At 45.9% G+C, this 17,887-nt stretch carries 16 protein-coding genes; 8 read left to right on the top strand and 8 right to left on the bottom strand.

Annotation, left to right across the window (positions count from 1 at the left end; translation table 11 throughout):
• The 4 genes from C9I98_RS19400 to C9I98_RS19385 form a co-directional block, all read right to left on the bottom strand.
• A partial coding sequence (locus C9I98_RS19400) for a NupC/NupG family nucleoside CNT transporter (RefSeq protein ID WP_107272365.1) occupies positions 1–1,096 on the bottom strand: 1,096 nt, incomplete at its 3' end.
• Between the two features lie 273 nt (positions 1,097–1,369).
• On the bottom strand, positions 1,370–2,290 hold the full coding sequence (locus C9I98_RS19395; protein WP_036817110.1) for a LysR family transcriptional regulator: 921 nt from the start codon (positions 2,288–2,290) through the stop codon (positions 1,370–1,372).
• 135 nt (positions 2,291–2,425) lie between these two features.
• Positions 2,426–4,057 (bottom strand): methyl-accepting chemotaxis protein, encoded by a 1,632-nt coding sequence (locus tag C9I98_RS19390; protein WP_036817107.1) that lies wholly within the window; start codon positions 4,055–4,057, stop codon positions 2,426–2,428.
• 364 nt (positions 4,058–4,421) lie between these two features.
• Positions 4,422–6,053, bottom strand: coding sequence for a methyl-accepting chemotaxis protein (locus tag C9I98_RS19385; protein ID WP_107272364.1), 1,632 nt, complete (start codon positions 6,051–6,053; stop codon positions 4,422–4,424).
• Positions 6,054–6,428: 375 nt separating this feature from the next.
• On the opposite strand from C9I98_RS19385, the gene C9I98_RS19380 reads away from it, so the two are divergent.
• The 4 genes from C9I98_RS19380 (at position 6,429) to pstB (ending at position 9,903) form a co-directional block, all read left to right on the top strand.
• Positions 6,429–7,247, top strand: coding sequence for a phosphate ABC transporter substrate-binding protein (locus C9I98_RS19380; protein WP_036821688.1), 819 nt, complete (start codon positions 6,429–6,431; stop codon positions 7,245–7,247).
• A 104-nt stretch (positions 7,248–7,351) separates the two neighbouring features.
• Positions 7,352–8,263 carry a phosphate ABC transporter permease subunit PstC gene (gene pstC / locus C9I98_RS19375; protein WP_036821684.1) on the top strand — a complete coding sequence of 304 codons (912 nt, stop codon included), beginning with the start codon at positions 7,352–7,354 and terminating at the stop codon, positions 8,261–8,263.
• Positions 8,264–8,268: 5 nt separating this feature from the next.
• Positions 8,269–9,135, top strand: coding sequence for a phosphate ABC transporter permease PstA (gene pstA / locus C9I98_RS19370; protein WP_036821681.1), 867 nt, complete (start codon positions 8,269–8,271; stop codon positions 9,133–9,135).
• An 18-nt stretch (positions 9,136–9,153) separates the two neighbouring features.
• The gene (pstB, locus tag C9I98_RS19365) at positions 9,154–9,903 is read left to right on the top strand and encodes a phosphate ABC transporter ATP-binding protein PstB (RefSeq protein ID WP_107272363.1); all 750 of its coding nucleotides are present in this window, start codon (positions 9,154–9,156) and stop codon (positions 9,901–9,903) included.
• A gap of 129 nt (positions 9,904–10,032) precedes the next feature.
• Here the strand turns inward: pstB and C9I98_RS19360 are convergent, their stop codons facing one another.
• From C9I98_RS19360 to C9I98_RS19350, 4 genes are read right to left on the bottom strand one after another with little or no spacing between them, the layout of a single operon-like run.
• A complete protein-coding gene (locus tag C9I98_RS19360) occupies positions 10,033–11,277 on the bottom strand; it encodes a B12-binding domain-containing radical SAM protein (protein ID WP_051902224.1) in 1,245 nt (414 codons plus the stop codon).
• 44 nt (positions 11,278–11,321) lie between these two features.
• A complete protein-coding gene (locus tag C9I98_RS26670) occupies positions 11,322–11,474 on the bottom strand; it encodes a hypothetical protein (protein ID WP_170111227.1) in 153 nt (50 codons plus the stop codon).
• 60 nt (positions 11,475–11,534) lie between these two features.
• Complete coding sequence (locus C9I98_RS19355; RefSeq protein ID WP_036823310.1) at positions 11,535–12,851, bottom strand: sensor histidine kinase; 1,317 nt, start codon at positions 12,849–12,851, stop codon at positions 11,535–11,537.
• A 17-nt stretch (positions 12,852–12,868) separates the two neighbouring features.
• Positions 12,869–13,561 carry a response regulator transcription factor gene (locus C9I98_RS19350; RefSeq protein WP_036823312.1) on the bottom strand — a complete coding sequence of 231 codons (693 nt, stop codon included), beginning with the start codon at positions 13,559–13,561 and terminating at the stop codon, positions 12,869–12,871.
• A 213-nt stretch (positions 13,562–13,774) separates the two neighbouring features.
• On the opposite strand from C9I98_RS19350, the gene C9I98_RS19345 reads away from it, so the two are divergent.
• From C9I98_RS19345 to C9I98_RS19330, 4 genes are all read left to right on the top strand, one after another.
• Positions 13,775–15,460 carry a mechanosensitive ion channel domain-containing protein gene (locus tag C9I98_RS19345; protein WP_107272362.1) on the top strand — a complete coding sequence of 562 codons (1,686 nt, stop codon included), beginning with the start codon at positions 13,775–13,777 and terminating at the stop codon, positions 15,458–15,460.
• 161 nt (positions 15,461–15,621) lie between these two features.
• Complete coding sequence (locus tag C9I98_RS19340; protein ID WP_036817832.1) at positions 15,622–16,290, top strand: hypothetical protein; 669 nt, start codon at positions 15,622–15,624, stop codon at positions 16,288–16,290.
• Position 16,291: 1 nt separating this feature from the next.
• A complete protein-coding gene (locus C9I98_RS19335) occupies positions 16,292–17,185 on the top strand; it encodes a sterol desaturase family protein (protein WP_036817834.1) in 894 nt (297 codons plus the stop codon).
• Positions 17,186–17,438: 253 nt separating this feature from the next.
• Positions 17,439–17,879 carry an META domain-containing protein gene (locus tag C9I98_RS19330; protein ID WP_036817843.1) on the top strand — a complete coding sequence of 147 codons (441 nt, stop codon included), beginning with the start codon at positions 17,439–17,441 and terminating at the stop codon, positions 17,877–17,879.
• Positions 17,880–17,887: the final 8 nt, after the last annotated feature.

The following is a 17,887-nucleotide window of genomic DNA, read 5'->3' as shown; positions in this document are numbered from 1 at the left end:
GCCCACCCATCAACATTGCGATGGATGTCAAGTTTGCAAATCCGCATAAGGCAAACGTCACGATGGCTTGCGAGTGTTGGCTTAGCTGATCTTTTACTGCCATTAAGTCGGCAAACGCCACGAACTCATTCACCGCAATCTTCTTACCAATCAAGCTCGCAGCCACTGTTGCTTCAGACCATGGCACACCAATCAGCCAGGCTATAGGTGCAAACAAATACCCAAAGATAAACTCAAGGCTCAAGCCTTCAATGCCAGCCCAGTCACCAACATGTGCCAGCCCGCCGTTGATCAAGGCAATTAAGCTAATAATAGCCAATAGGCTTGCCCCAACAGCCATGACAATTTGAAGGCCACTTAGTGCACCACGGGTCGCAGCGTCAATAATATTGACCGGTTCGTCATCTTCACCCTCTTCCGAGCTTGCTCCGTCATTAATCACTTGGGTTTGTGGCACCAGAATTTTAGCCATCATCAAACCTGCAGGCGCTGACATAAAACTTGCAGCAATCAAGTAACTGATATCTACACCCAAACCGGCGTAGCCCACCAATGTGCCACCAGCAACCGAGGCCAAGCCACCCACCATCACGGCAAAAAGTTCAGAACGGCTCATTTTCGCCAAATAAGGACGGACAACCAATGGTGCTTCTACCGAGCCCACAAAAATATTGGCGGTTGCCGACATGGATTCGGTACGGCTAGTCCCTAGGAAACGCTGTAGCAAACCACCAATGGTACGGATAATAAAACCCATCACACCTAGGTAATAAAGCACAGAAATAAGTGCAGAAAAGAAGACAATGGTAGGTAACACATTAACGGCAAAAATAAAGCCAAGCTTAAACTGGGCAAGCTCACCAAACAGGAACTCAGTACCTACGCGACCGTAGTTAATAATGCCGGATACCGCATTGGAGATAGTGTTGAGGATTTCACGGCCAACGGGCACGTACAGAATGAAGCCAGCAAAGATTAACTGAATGGCAAATGCACCGCCTACGGTACGCCAATTGATTTGTTGACGGTTTTCAGAAAAAAGAACTGCTATTGTAAAGAGTGTAATTACACCCAATACACTGACCAAATAGTTCATGGTCAAACTCCACAATGTTGTTAGTAAAACGATTGCGGAGGGATTCTATTCATATCGAAAAGTGTGACAAGGTTCAAATTGTTATCCATATTCACACCTCAGACACACAATCACACACTTTTGGTTGTTTATTGGGCAAAATTAGGCTTTTGACCGTGATTAGTGCAAATAGGGGATACTATTGTCATAGCCAGTGACAATAGTGGTCATAAAAAAAGCAGTGGCTGTTTGATTTTCATTCAACTTTTCTGGCTCTTTGTAGTGATTAATCACTTAGTCCAGCACCTTATCCCAATATACCGGCTCACCAATCTGCTCACGAATAAAGGCCAAAAAGCTATGCACTTTTTTCGGTAAGAACTTATAGCGCGGGTATATTGCATACAGTGGCATGTATTGTGACAATGACCAGTCAGGCATTAGGCGGATCAGCTTGCCTTGCCGAAACTCTTTATCAAGAAGGTAAGTGGCTAAATACCCTACCCCATGCCCTGCCAGGGTCGCATCAAGAATGGCATCGGCAGAATCGACACGGTAGTTCCCAGTCACTTTTACGGCTACATCCGCTTCTTCTTGCTGAAAACACCAAGTGTTATCTTTACGCTCCCTGCTGTGATAAATGATGCAATTATGATCATGAAGATCATTAGGATGATACGGCACGCCATGCTTGGCGAGATATTCAGGGCTTGCTGCCAACACAAAGTGGCAATCGGCTAAATGGCGGGCAACGAACCCTTCTGGCGGCGTATCCGTCATCCCAATCCAGAGATCCAACTGCTCTGCAATCAGATCCACCTTATGATCAAACAGGCTCATTTCGACATCCAATTGGGGGTATCGAGCATGAAAGTCGGCAATATAGGGTGATATGTGATGCCGTGCGAATGATTGAGCACTACCCACCCGTAAAACCCCTTGTAGACTGTCACTTGCCTGTAGCAGTTCACTTTCTGCCTCGTTGATCTCTCCAACTATATTGGCGCAATGTACGGCAAAGCGCTGCCCGGCTTCGGTAAGTGCAAATGAACGAGTGGTCCGCTGGACCAGCTGCACGCCTAACCTTTCTTCCAATTGCTGTATTTGCTTACTCACTTGCGTGCGCGAAATATCAAGCAACTGAGCCGCTTTAGTAAAGCTACGCTGGTTTGTCAGGGCGTTAAACACCACCATCTGCTGGGCTTTTTTAATCATTATTAGCGCCTATATTTCTGTCTTTCTTCTACATAGAATGCACAAAGCCATGCATCATGCGTATTGCTATCCATTCAGTTTAACAAACATGAAAAAAGGGGCTTAAAAGCCCCCTTTCGTCTGTCGTTAATTCGGTTAAATCTTAAAGAACGACAACTGTTGCTTCTGCTTCTCAGCAAGCTGGGACAGTTCGTTACTCGCCATTGCGCTCTGGCTAATGCCCGCAACGTTCTGGTTAACGATTTCAGACATATTCGTTACGTTACGATTGATGTCTTGGGTCACTTGGGACTGCTGCTCTGCTGCTGTTGCCACCTGAGTGTTCATATCACTGATCTGCACCACAGATTCAGTAATTCCCATCAGTGCATCATTCGCTTGGCTTGCCAGCGTCTGGTTCTGCTCCAGCATGTCCAAGCTTTGCAGCATACTGTCGTTGGCGTTATTCGACTGTGCCTGCAGCTCTTCGATAATGGTTTGGATCTCTTTGGTCGACTCTTGGGTACGCGCAGCAAGCATACGCACCTCGTCGGCAACGACGGCAAAACCACGGCCTGACTCACCAGCTCGGGCCGCTTCGATTGCCGCATTCAGTGCCAACAAGTTCGTTTGCTCAGAAATGCCGCGGATAACTTCGATCACTTTGCTGATCTGCTCTGATTGATCTTTCAGTCGGGTAACTACACCAGCTGCGTTCGATAAGGTCTCTGACATCTGGTGGCTAGCTGCATTGCTTTCTTCAAACACACGTAGACCTTCACGAGCCAAGTCATCTGTTTGTTTTGCTGTCGAGTCCGCAGCTGTCGCGTTGTCACTAACGTTATCTGCAGTACTTGATAGCTCGTTTACAGCCGAGGCAACTTGATCAATCTCGTTTTGTTCAGACTGTGCATTCACTTCCGACTGGGTCATGACCGCCGACAGCTCAGTCGCCGCAGAGGCCACTTCTTCACTGATCTTGGTTAATTCGCCAACGGTAGACTTGAATTGGCTGATTGTGCCGTTCACGTTAGCACTTAGTTGGCCAATTTCATTGCTACCTTCAAACGAAGACGACGCATTCAAATCACCCGCCGACAGCTTCTGCATGACTTTTTGCAATTGAATAACAGGTGAAACAATCATGCCGGAAATTAACCATGCGGCAAAAAGAACACCAACAAGTACCGCAACAAAAATCATCACACTGGTCTGCACCACTGATTTATATGATTTTTCGCCCTCTTCTAGCCTTAAATCCATAACACGGCTAACTTCATTGGCTAATATTTCGATGCTTTCGACAAGTTCAGCACCGTAAGTTTTCCAAGCATCCCACTGACGATTGTATTCAATGTCAGACACTAAGCCCTGATGACGCTTTTGCAGTAGCGGGATCATCACCTTTTCAGCGTGATTTTGGTAATTGTTGAGCGCCTTGCGCATTGTCGCGATTTCTTCCGCATACTCTGGCTCGGCAGATAATTGAGTCAGCACTTGACGGCTGTCTTCAAAGCGAGAAGTCAGCACACCTGAAAAGCTACGCAGCAATTCTGGATCATACAGGCTATAAACAGCGCTTAAACGTACGCGATAGGTATTATCAACCAGTTGCGTTGACATGCCTTTATGGTCTAGAGCCAACATTGTCATTGCCTGATTCTTGTCTTGCTGAGTCGATGACACCGACACGATAAACCAAACAAGAATAGAGAGCGTTAGCGCAAGTAAACAAACAGGCAGTAATACCTGTTTTCTTAAAGAGAGGTTATTAAAATTGTTGAGCATTTTGGGATTTTTTCTAGTGAAAAACGAGTAGAAGCCAAAAGTAGCACATACCCGCTATAAAAACACCAAAAATGAGATATTGCTCACACAAACACTGTAACAATTTCAATGCACATCATAACTGAAATCAAAGCAGGTTTAACTATCGACCATCACGGTCAATTTATAAACCCCTTTCAAATTCATAGCATTACTGTTTTGTAGATGACAAAACAACCACAAACAGAGCAAATCTCAAGCAAGCACAGTGTTTTCTTAGAAATGATCGCCTTTCGATACGCTAGCAATTGGTAAGTATAAGATTCTTTACACCGTAAAAAGGGCTACCTAAGCAGCCCTATTGTCTTTAAGTATTGGCAATGCTTTATAGCTTAAAGAAAGCCAGTTGTTGTTTCTGCTGCTCGGCAAGTTGGGAAAGCTCATTACTTGCCATTGCGCTTTGACTGATACCCGCGACGTTTTGATTCACGATCTCCGACATGTTGGTCACATTGCGGTTGATGTCTTGCGTCACCTGAGACTGCTGCTCGGCAGCGGTCGCGACTTGGGTATTCATATCGCTGATCTGAACTACCGACTCAGTGATACCCATCAATACCTCATTGGCTTGATTAGCCAGTACTTGGTTTTGTTCAAGCATCTCCAAGCTAACCTGCATACTGTCGTTGGCATTGTTAGATTGCGACTGTAACTCCTCGATAATCGACTGGATCTCTTGGGTTGAGTCTTGGGTACGTGCAGCAAGCATACGTACTTCATCGGCAACGACCGCAAAGCCACGGCCCGATTCACCAGCACGTGCCGCTTCAATCGCTGCATTCAATGCCAGCAGGTTTGTTTGCTCTGAGATACCACGGATCACTTCAATCACTTTGCTGATCTGTTCAGACTGATCTTTTAGTCGTGTTACCACACCAGCTGCCTCCGACAAGGTCTGTGACATTTGCTGGCTAGCCGCATTGCTCTCTTCAAATACGCCCAGCCCCTGACGAGCGAGCTCATCTGTTTGCTTGGCTGTCGAATCCGCACTTGTTGCGTTGTCACTGACATTATCAGCGGTGCTTGATAACTCATTCACTGCCGAGGCAACCTGATCAATTTCATTCTGCTCGGTCTGTGCATTGGCTTCTGATTGGGTCATGACAGCCGCAAGCTCTGTCGCGGCGGCAGCCACGTCTTCACTAATACGGATCAATGATTCAACCGTGGTGCTAAGCTGCTCCACAGTAGTATTCACACTGGCACTTAATTGGGCGATTTCATTGGTACCGTTCTGTTTAGCACGGACCTTCAAGTTACCCGTTGCCACATCACGCATTACCGATTGAAGATGTATCACTGGCGTGGCAATCAAACCAGAAATAAACCATGCAGCAAATAAAGCGCCAGCTAGGACAGCAAGTAAGGTATAAAACAAGGTCGAGATCAGGCTATCTTGGTTCTCAGCCTGCACAGCTTGCTGTTCAAGTGTTAACTTGGTGACATGCTGAAGCAATGTGTTCATTGCCGTCACCATATTATGGCCATAAACGCGAAAGTCAGTAGTAAGCGCTGCATACTGCTCGTCACTGAGCTGCCCATCAAAGCGCTTATGTAATAAAGGGATCACGTGTTGCAGTGAATAATTCAGATACTTCTGCATCTTATCTCGCGTGTTCGCTGCTTCTTTATCAAGCCCCTTTACTTCAGATAACTCATCAAGTACCTGAAAATTCTTTGCCATTCCTTGCTCTAGTGAGTCTCTCAAGCGTCCCAATTGCTCGATATCATATAGACTGTAGACTGCATCAATGCGCATCTGATAGGTGTTATCAATCAACCAAGTGACTCGGTCTTTGTTATTCAGAGACTGTTCGGTATGCGCTTGCATCAACGCCTGCTGGCTATCAATTTTACCGCCTGCAACAATAGTAGATAGCAGCAGAACAACAGCTAATATGACAACAGGCACGAGTACCTGGATACGAATCGATAAATTGTTAAATGAAAATGGCATTAAAACCTCTTGGTAATAGTGTTAGGCTAACAATTTCTTAAACGCCCAACTTACCAATATCTTTAACTACATTTTGCGACAATAACCAATATAAAATATCAAAATAAGAAAAAACCAATAGATAGAAACATTTACTAACACCTCCTACCACCACAAAAAATTTGTGATACCACTCTAAAAAGCGTGCAAACAAGCGGTTATATTGCCTGGTTTTCTGACAAAAACTCACTCCGTTCGGTCACTTATTAAACATTTATGACCTTCGTCATAGAGTGTTCAAAGTTCTGAAACATTACTGTCATACAACTCTCCTAACCTTAGCCTCGTTCATTCAAACCTATTGGCAATAAGGCCAGCTTTTTAAGGATTAGGAAAATGAAAACTAAGGTTCTTGGTGCACTAGCCCTAGCAGGTACAATGGTATTCAACCCAGCGGTTGCAAACGAAACTATCTCTGTTGTTGGCTCGAACTCCGTCACCCCTATCATGGAAGTTCTAGGTGAAACCTACTCTCAATCAAACAATGTAACTGTTGAAGTTCAGGGCCCTGGCTCATCTGCTGGTGTTCGTGCAGCTCACAACGGTTCATCTGACCTAGGCATGAGTTCTCGTGACCTAAAATCTTCAGAAAAAGCAGACAACATTAAAGAAGTTGTTATCGCTCGTGACGGTATCGCTGTTGTTGCTCACTCAAGCAACCCAGTGTCTGACCTATCTAAAGAAGAAGTATCAAAAATCTACAAAGGCGAAATCACAAACTGGAAAGAAGTGGGTGGTGAAGACAAGCCAATCGTAGTTGCTACTCGTGATACAGCTTCTGGTACTCGTGGTGCATTCGAAGACATCATGGGTCTTAAAAAGAAAATTAACGATGTAAGTGTTTCAGCTATCTCTCAGCGTGCACAAGTTGCAAGCGGTAACGGCCAGCTAAAAACTATCGTCGCTAACAACCCATTTGCTATCGGCTACATCTCTCTAGGTTCTGTAGACGAGTCTGTTAAGCCACTATCTATCGACAGCCACGCACCATCAGTTGAAGCTATCCAAGCTGGTGATTACGGTGTTCAGCGTCCATTCCTAGTGCTTTACAAAGACGGTCGCCCATCTCAAGCAGCTCTTGACTTCCTAACTTGGATTAAGAGTGCAGAAGCACAGAAGATTGTTGCTGACAAAGGCTACATCGCTGTTAACTAAGTAATAGTTTCTTTACCGGTCATCATCAGATGATGGTGGCCGGTTTTTATTGATTCCTCGGTATTTGGCTAAACCCTGTTTAACCGGTATCTGGAGTAGAAAGTATGACCATCGCAAATAACATCGCAAGTTCAGCTAAGAGCTCTTCGCTTAAAGCGAAAGACAAAATCGATTGGCGTGAACTGTTTTTCAAATACCTATTTTTATCGAGTGCTGCACTTGGCATTCTATCGCTGATTTTAATTGGCTACTTTATCTTTCTAGAAGGCTATGATGCCTTTGCTCAAGCTGGTGTAGGCGCCATCGTATTCGGCTCTGACTGGCTGCCACCTGCCCTGTTTGGTATTGCACCAATGATTGTGGCGTCGGTAGTGTCAACGGCTGGTGCTGTTGTGATCGGTGTGCCAATCGGTGTACTAACCGCAATCTTCATTGCAGAGGTTGCACCTAAGCCACTGGCTAATATTATTCGTCCGATGATTGAACTGCTTGCCGGTATCCCGTCAGTTGTTTACGGTTTCTTTGGCTTGGTTATCATCGTACCGCTTATTCAAGATATCTTCTCGGTACCCGCTGGTAACACGGTTCTAGCAGGTATCATCGTTCTGGCTGTAATGATCCTACCAACGGTAATTACAGTATCAGAAACATCAATCCGTGCTGTACCGCGTACCTATAAAGAAGGTTCATACGCGCTTGGTGCATCACAAATGTTTACTGTGTTTAAGCTACTTGTACCCGCTGCTCGCTCGGGCATCATGACCGGTGTCATCCTGGGTGTTGCACGTGCTCTGGGTGAAACAATGGCAATCATCATGGTAATGGGTAACTCACCAGCTATGCCGGAAGGCTTACTGGACTCAGCACGTACGCTAACTGCAAACATCGCTATCGAGATGTCTTACGCAACCGGCCTACACGCAAGTGCCCTTTACGCGACAGGTATCGTTCTTCTTGTCTTCATCATGATGCTGAACGCCGCGCTTCTTTACTTGAACCGTGAGCGTGCGAGGTAAACACAATGGCTCTACAAGGTACTAATACACAAAAACAGCAGATGAAAGATAAGATCGCGATGTCGCTGATCTGGTCTGCTGCCATCGTCACCGTCGGCTTTCTAATCTGGGTAGTATGGTACATCCTAAGCAACGGCCTATCGCACGTTGACTGGAAGTTCATCACCAGTGACTACACCACTATCGGACAAGAGTCTGGTATTTGGCCGATGATTGTATCGACCCTATACATGGTTGCAGCCTCTATCGGTGTTGCTGCGCCACTCGGCATCATGACGGCCATCTACCTTACTGAATATGCGAAAGTAGGTAGCCGCTTGGTAAAAGTTATCCGCTTCTGTACAGAGTCTCTTGCTGGTATTCCGTCGATTATCTACGGTCTATTCGGTATGACATTCTTCGTCGTGGTAATGGGCTTTGGTTACTCTATCCTGTCAGGTGCACTGACACTGAGTATCCTTATTCTGCCAGTTATCATCCGTACCACTGAAGAAGCACTGATGGCGGTTCCTCAGACTTACCGTGAAGGTTCATACGGTCTGGGCGCATCAAAAATTTACACAATCTGGAGACTTATCCTACCTAGCGCGATGCCAGGTATCGTAACCTCCATCATCCTCAGCGTAGGTCGTGTTATTGGTGAATCAGCACCGGTATTCATGACAGCAGGTATGGTTGCCCGTATCCCAGAGAGCATGTTTGACTCTGGCCGTACGCTAACCGTTCACCTGTACAAGCTAACGCAAGAGCTTTACACCATTCACGAATGGAACCAGGCATACGCAACTGCCACCATTCTGATTGTGATTGTTCTTGTTATTAACTTACTAACGAAAATCATTGCTAGCCGATTCAACACTGCGACTTACTAATTTTGAGGAAAGAGAACCATGAACAAATTTAATATTGAAAACCTAGACCTATACTACGGTAGCAACCAAGCACTTAAGCAAATCAACCTGCCTATTCCTAACCGCCAAGTAACGGCGCTTATCGGCCCATCAGGTTGTGGTAAGTCTACCCTACTTCGCTGCCTAAACCGCATGAACGACCTCATCGAAGGCGTGAAGATCGAAGGTAAGCTAACCATGGATGACGAAGATGTTTATGGCAACATCGATGTTGCTCAGCTTCGCATCAAAGTAGGTATGGTATTCCAGAAACCAAACCCATTCCCAATGAGCATCTACGAGAACGTGGCTTACGGCCTACGTGCTCAAGGTGTGAAAGATAAGAAAGTACTGGATGAAGTGGTTGAGCAGTCGCTGCGTGGCGCGGCACTTTGGGATGAGGTAAAAGATCGCCTTAAGTCTCACGCTTTCGGTCTATCGGGTGGTCAGCAGCAGCGTCTATGTATCGCACGTACTATCGCGATGCAGCCTGAAGTTATCCTAATGGATGAACCAACATCGGCACTTGACCCAATTGCTACCAAGAAAATTGAAGACTTGATGGAGTCACTGAAGAAAGACTTCACCATTGTTATCGTGACTCACTCAATGCAGCAGGCTCGTCGTATCTCTGACCGCACTGCGTTCTTCCTAATGGGTGAACTGGTCGAGCACGATGACACACATGCACTATTTACAAGCCCTCGCGATGACCGCACCCGTGGTTACGTGAACGGTGACTTCGGTTAATAAACAATAGATTAAATACAATTATTAACCTGCTTCCTCAAAAGCAAAGTCGTTTAACCCAATAATAATAGCGATGGTAAATATTGCCCCCTCATGTAGGGGGCCTTTTTTTATTTTGAAATAGAAAAATCATGGCAACGACAAGGCCATTGAGGCACCAAACCGTTTCGTGTGGCTGGCTTTGCGTTTGATCATCTCCCCCATAGAAAAGTAACGGCTGGTAAAGTCGTAGCATCCCGCTTCCAGCGCTTCGACGCTCATTTTCGCCGGTTGGTACACCGCATTATTCCCATCATATTTCGACCAATCTTTGGTCAGGATCCGCCCTTGCTGCTCCAAGTCTTGGTACAAAGGGGTTCCTGGGAATGGGATCATGATTGTCGGGTGGCATACATCCAGTTTTACATCATGGATAAACGACCAAGTTTCATCAAAAATGCCTCTATCGTGCTCGTCAAAGCCAAAAATCATGCATGAATCGACCACAATATTGTATTCGTGAAGCTTGCGGATATATTCCGCCGAACGATGCACATTATTGAAGCCTTTCGCGGCTTCCTTGAGGCCAGCTTTCGATGGCGTCTCTAGCCCGACCAACAAATACCACAAGCCACTTTCGGCCGCTGCCTCAAGCAACTCCTCATCATCGGCAAATCGCAGGTTGGTTTCAGCCGTCCAGTAGATATTCAGTGGTGCAAGCGCTTCAAACAGTTCGAGGCAATAGTCACGGTCTGACGTGAGGTTATCCGCCTTCAGCTCGAAACTGCGTTGCCCGCTTCTTTTGATTTCATCAACAATATCACCGATCGGGCGGTATGTTTGCTCTCTAAAAAACCGAGGAACCGTACAGTAGCGACATTTGAAGCGACATCCTCTAGACACCGTTACCGACCAGATCCCTTGGTAGATTTCAGGACGAATAAACTCTGTTGGATAATGGCCAATGTTCGCCAAGTCAAAAGGTGAATCTGCCTGATAAACCGATGAGAGCTTGCCCCGCTTATAGTCATCCAGCATGCCTTGCCATAGCGCTTCAGACTCCCCTTTCATCACCGCGTCGGCATGTTCTAATGCTTCTTCGGTCATGAAAGTGGCGTGCAGGCCACCAAGGATCACTGTCTTCCCTTGACGACGGTATAAATCTGCCAGTTGATAACCCCGCAGCGCATCAGGCGTAGACATAAAGATAACCGCCATTTCACAGTCGAGATCAACGGGCGCTTTATGGTAAGACGTTTCATCATACATCGCGATTTCAGCAATGCCGGACAGCGCCGCTGCAGCAGAAAAAATATTCTGCGGCGGCGATGCTTGATACTTCTTATATTGCTTAAAATCGCTGTCGTGGCTGGCTTTGATTAATGCAATCTTCATCGTTATCTCCTTGATTCGTTAATTAACCCTATGCTCGTATTGAATTACGAGCGGTGGCTATTACCGATAAACAAAGAGACCAGGATTGATATCCCAACTGAGAGACCCAAATTAGGCAGGGTAAAACCCCAAATCGCCCCTACCACCATCATAGTAACAACAGCCCAGATTAACGTTTCCAGTAACCAAGTTTTCATGACTCACCTCATCTCCTAATGCGATGAACCTAGTATCAATCAGCAGGGGTTAACTTTTGGTTAACTAAATTTCACCGATACCCTAAATCGATTATCTGTCTGAGTGAACGTCAATGCCCACCCACGATTAGCACAGATTTTTTCAACCAAATATAACCCGATCCCAAAGCTGGTTTGATTCACATCCAGGCTATCGGCTGGGTTATGTTCCCCTACTGGTTCAGCATCGTTTTCTATCACCAACTGCCGCTGAGAAAGGCTGACATCAATAACATGGCCCACCGTATGCTGCACCGCATTACGCAACAAATTGGTGACCACAATACTGACTAATGCCTCCGATTCAGCAGCGAGCACTTCAGCTTCCGCATTGTCTAGAACCAACTCGACCTCTTTGTCGGTAAATACTGACTGCTGAGCTACAAATGCCTTTTCGACCATTTCAGCTAAATCAATAGACGTTAGCGATATATACTCAGCTTCACTTTTTTCTGCACTAGTCTTGCCTTCACTGCTGCGGGCTAACCAAAGTAACGTTGTGGTCAAGTTTTTCATATTTTCGGTAGAGCGACTTATGCGGCCAACAGCCCGCTTGGCACTGTCCGGAAGCTGCTCGGTTAAGCGCTGCAATAATTCGACACTGGCAGACACCGTTGCAATTGGCGTTCGCATTTCATGGCTAGCCGTGCGTAAAAAGAATGCTTCTTTACGGTTAGCTTCCTGCTGCTTTTCGATCCCTAATTTAAGTTGCTGATAAAGAAAGTCGATTTCATGGTAACGGAGCGATTGCGGCTTGGGTGGGTTTGTAATATCGAGATCTTTTGCCCATGTTGACAGCATCAACACAGGTTTGGTGATTCGGAATACTAAAATCCGCACCACAATAAACGCCACCAGCACCAGTACCCCAGCCGTGATTGCCAGAAATTGGTTATGGTCTTGAGGAGGATCGTCTTCATATAACAAGGCCAGCAATGCCTCATCATATTGGGACACGATATAGACAGTGGTATCGCTGTTATATAAACGGTGTTTTAACCCATACAAATACTGGTTAGCCTGCTCGCCTTGGGCGGGAATAACCGCCTCTCCCAGCTCATCAGCAGCCAAGTTTTGCCAATTGATAGCATTTTGGTACTGCTTCGGTACTGCATCGAAATTGCTATAGACCTGAAAGGTTTCGCGATTTTGGCTTTGAACTTCGCCGGTTTGTAAAAACTCCCGCTCTAACAAGGCGATTTCATAATTAAAGGCATACTTTTCGGTCTCAATCATACCGATAGTATAACTTTGGTACATCAGTAGGTTATAAACAGCTGCCAACAACACCGCTAAGCCGAATAGAAAAAGATAAATGTCGCGCTTGATCCCTGCCATAACCCCGTTCCTACGCCTTATTCTTGCTCTTTAATTTCGTCTTGTTCTTTAATCACGATACCCACACCATGAACAGTATGGATCAGCGGATGAGGAAAGGGCTTATCAATCAACTTCCTAAGCTTGAATAAGTGCACCTTCAAGCTATCACTCTCTGGTTGCTCATCATCCCAGACATAGCGCTCTAGTTCGGCCTTCGAGACCACATTCGGGCTGTTTTGCATCAGGCAAACCAACATCTTCCAACATGCCGGCGGCAAGTTTATCGCCTCCCCGCCCCGCTGTACTTGGTGCTTGTCGATATCAATAGATAGGTCGCCCACCTTCAGTTTATTCACTGTGCCTTGGGTACGTCGTACTAAGGCTTTGATCCTCACGGTTAGCTCTTCCATTGCAAATGGCTTTACCAAATAATCGTCGCTGCCTGCATTAAAGCCTTTGATTTTATCTTCGAGGGTATCCCGTGCTGTTAGCATCAACACCGGTGTGCTGATCCCTTTTTCCCTCAGCTGCTGGCATACCGTTAAGCCATCCATCTTCGGCATGGAGATATCCAACAAAATGATGTCATAGCGGTTTTCCAGGGCTAGGTTTAGCCCCGCAGCACCATTGAACGCAAAATCAAACTCAACGCCTTCTAGCTCCATATAATCACTGATTGCGGCCGCCAAATCCTTATCGTCTTCTATGATCAGTGCCTGTGTTTGCATGCTATCTCCCTGAACAACTGGCTTTTTTATCTCTGCGCTTTCAATAAATACATTGTAAGCATTCTTCGACAAGAATATACCCATCGCCTACAAGTAAATGGGATCCGGGGAAGTTTCCCGTAATTAAGCCAGCGTTTGTCTACCCATTGCTTACCCTTAAGCATTAGGGTCTGTTGACCTTTTGATAGTAATTAACGATAGAGGCTATTCTGGATGAGACTGTTTCTGCTTTGTCTGATGCTATTGTCCTCCTTTGCTTTTGCTGAATCTGAACCTCAACAAGCTGATGGCCAGCCAGCTGGCGAAGCTGAGGCCGCAGAGGTGAAAGAAGAACCGCACTTTGCTGCCAAGCTTGAGTCCCTTGAAGCCGAACTCGGTAAGCTGTACGAGGAATCGCTCGGCAAAACCGGGACCGCCAAAAATATCGTCGAAATGCAGATGCTCAAGAAAAACGAACAGCTTCGGGCAGAGCTGCAATCGCTGATCAACAAACGTACGGAAGAAACGACCCCAGAGTTGATTACGTTTGTTAAAGATCAGGTTGACTACCTGACTCGCGCCGCTGACTTTCTCTCAGAGCAAATCACCAAACAACAGAAACAACTCGACGAGGCAGATCCAGAGCAAAAGTTAATCTTGCAGAAAACCTTGCAAGACACCACCAACTTCTATCATCGAATGCTCGGTGAGCAGTGGGTGAACTTTAAATGGCTCCAGATACTGGAAGTGCCCAACCCCGAACAATCTGAAGCTTTGGTTGCCGATATCCAAGAGCGACTCGATTTCGTCTCGGCCATGCTGAGCTTTGACAGCCAACAAGAGTCTGCCCTCGCCAGCCAACAGAAAAGCGCCGCTGAAGGTGAGAAAGCCAACCTGCAGCTTCAACATATTTTGGCCCAGCGCAAGGTCGCCAGCGATATTGAAGCTCTGCAATTTTTGGTCGACTTAGGCGGCCAAATGGGGATAGATACCACCCGCTATACCAAGCAGTTATTCGAAACCACGGGAAACCTGACCAACGAACTGCTTGATTTGAAGGTCATATGGGCGATTGTATCTGGCTGGTTTGGAGATGTAAGGGGTTGGCTGTCTGAAAATACCCCGCAAATCTTGTTCAAGGTGTTCATCTTCCTTGTCATTATCTTCATCTTCCGCATTCTAAAGAAAATTACCCGCACCATGGTGACGCGAGCGGTATCTTCGCCCACGCTGCGCATGTCACAATTAATGAAAGATTTCTTTATATCAATCAGCGGTAATATCGTCCTCTGCATCGGTATCTTGATCGCACTATCGCAAATCGGCTTGAACCTTACCCCTATCCTGACCGGTTTCGGGGTGGCGGGCGTTATTGTCGGCTTCGCCTTGCAAGACACCTTGTCGAACTTTGCTTCTGGCATGATGCTGCTCATCTACCGCCCCTTCGATGTCGACGACTTTGTTGAAGCCGGGGGAACATCAGGCAAAGTCAGCCATATGAGCTTAGTCAGCACCACCATCAAAACCTTCGATAACCAAATCTTGATCGTGCCAAACAGCAAAATTTGGGGAGATACGATTAAGAACATCACCCACGAGCGCGTGCGCCGAGTCGATATGGTCTTTGGCATTGGCTATGGTGACGATATTAAATTAACCGAGCGCGTGCTCAACGACATCGTTGCAGATCACCCGATGACGCTGCGGGCACCAGAGCCCACCATCAAACTCCATACCTTAAATAGTTCTTCGGTAGATTTCATTGTTAGGCCATGGGTTAAAACAGAAGATTACTGGGATGTCTATTGGGACATTACCCGAGAGGTGAAAATGCGCTTCGACCGCGAAGGTATTTCGATCCCGTTCCCACAACAAGATGTGCACTTACACATGGTTGATAAGAAAGGCGACGAAAGCTAAGGCAAAGAAAACTATGACCAAAGAGCTATGACAAAATAGCTAAGCTTACCTTAAAACTCACCTCTCTCATTTAGGGTTAACGAAATGTTAACCCTTGCCGTGAAATACTCGTTTCGACTAGAGGTTAAGGTCAAAAGACCGATTTATCGACGAGGTATCACATGAAACTTGCCACCGCACTAGCAACAACCGGACTGATCACAGCGACTGTTTGGGCTGGCGTGTCTGCCCAGCTCTGGTTGCCTGCCACTTTGGTCGCAGCGGAAACTGACATCAACATTCTCGCGTCTCCGATCCAAGCAGACACCAAGGATCAAGATAAGCAAAAAGCGGAAATACAGGCCAACGATAGCAACAAAAACGATAGCAACAAAAAGGAATCCAAGAACCTTGTTTCCTTGCCACAAACGATAGTGGGAATAGGCCCAACCGAGCTTCCCCTTGATGCAGAATCTGACGCTGTAGCAAACTTTATCAACACGTTCGAGAACGACGAAAAGCTCATTGCCGCTTTGAAGCCCTCCGCAACTTACACGGTTTACGTTGTTTACCGTGATATTGCCGCCGACTATAGCAAGGCAACGGTCGCTACCGGATACGACATCAAGGCGTTAAACCGTGTTAACCAGAAGACATCGTCATCGAAAATAACATTACCATCTGGTCAATATGCCAAAGTAAAACAGGCTTCAAACCGCGATGATATTTGGGAGCAATGGGCGAGTTTACCTGTGGGCAACCCACCAGCAACTATCATTGAAGAATATACTTACACTGGGGATGGCGAGCTACTTGAAGCTGTCACTTACCAATTAAGCAAGGAGAAATAACATGGACTGGTTGACATTCCCTTGGTCTGATACCGACGTTTATAGCTTGGAAGTTTGGGTACAGGATTGGAGCTTTGTTCTATTTCTTGGCATCTTTGGTTTAGAGCTTATTCGTTTATCATTTAAAAAGCTTATCAGTTGGCGAATTCTTGGCGATGCCGTCACTAACTTTATTACCCTGTACCTTTTCATAGGGATAAATTTTATATTGGCGGCCACTTTCTATATCGCCATTTTCTATGTGGTATACGAACACTTTAGCATTATTCAATTACCCACCAACTTATGGACGATTGTAGGCTGCTTAGTCTTGGCGGACTTAGCCTATTACTGGGAGCATCGCTTTGTACACAGAGTAAAGTTCGCTTGGGCAACGCACACCGTTCACCACAGTTCGCCTTATTTTAATATCTCGGTCGCCTTTCGTTTTGGGCCGTTAGATGGGTTCTTCCCGTTGTTTTTCCATCTACCGCTGGCGATATTAGGCTTTAACCCATTGGTTATCTTCCTATGTGAAGCCATTGTACAAATTTACCAAACTGTGCTGCATACAGAAGCGGTGAAAAAACTGCCCCGCCCAATCGAAGCAGTATTCAATACACCTTCGCATCACCGGGTCCACCACGGCGTTAACCGACAATACCTTGATAAAAATTACGCCGGTATTCTGATCATCTGGGATAAAATGTTTGGCACCTTTGCGGAAGAAAAAGACAAAGTGCGTTTCGGGGTTTATCCACAAATAAATACGATTAATCCAATAAAAGTCTTTTTTGGTGGATACTGGGACTTATGCAAGCAATGCTTTCAATGCAGCAATTGGCGCGATCGCATCAACACGCTCATTAAACCGCCAGGTTGGGAACCTGCTGATAATAAATTGAAAGAAAAATGACTTGAGCTTAACAATCACACCAAAGAGCGACAGTAAACTAGTTATTGCATTAATGGTTAGTAAATTTAATATAACCTGAACACAAAGCATATTGTCGCTCTTTTATGTTCATTCAATCTGAGCCTTGATATATATTGATCAAGTAACATAAAAACAACGTACAATTAAGTTATTGTTTAGCCAGTTTACATTCAGAAACACTATGCTTAACTACTAGACAAGCCATCACATTGGGAATTAGGATTCAATTATGATGAAGAAACGTTATCTTGCTGCACTGGCATTACCGGTAATTCTTGCTGCCTGTGCATCTAATGACGAAGCAACGGTAAAGACTATGACTACTGAAGCGGACATTGCAACTCATAACTGGGTACTGACTAAAGTAGATAATAAGGCGATTGATCTTCCTGAACCGTTTAAGGCGCCAAACCTGCAGCTTAATACTGAGCTAAGCGCAAACGGCCACTCAGGCTGTAACCGTTACTTTGGTCAAGCTGAGTTGAAAGACGGTAAGCTACGCATCGAAAAGATGGGCATGACAATGATGGCTTGTCCTGAGCCGGCCATGGAAATGGAGCGCCTAATGAGCGCAACCCTAATGGACTGGAGCACAGCAGATGTTGTTGGCAACCAGCTAACCCTAACAGGCGCAGAGCATAGCCTGACATTCACCCGCGGCGCGGCTGAGTAATTCACTCA

The organism is Photobacterium sanctipauli (genome assembly GCF_003026495.1).
In the GTDB taxonomy this organism is placed as follows: domain Bacteria; phylum Pseudomonadota; class Gammaproteobacteria; order Enterobacterales; family Vibrionaceae; genus Photobacterium; species Photobacterium sanctipauli.
Note: the sequence above shows the minus strand (reverse complement) of the source record. Positions and strands in the feature narration are given on the sequence as shown.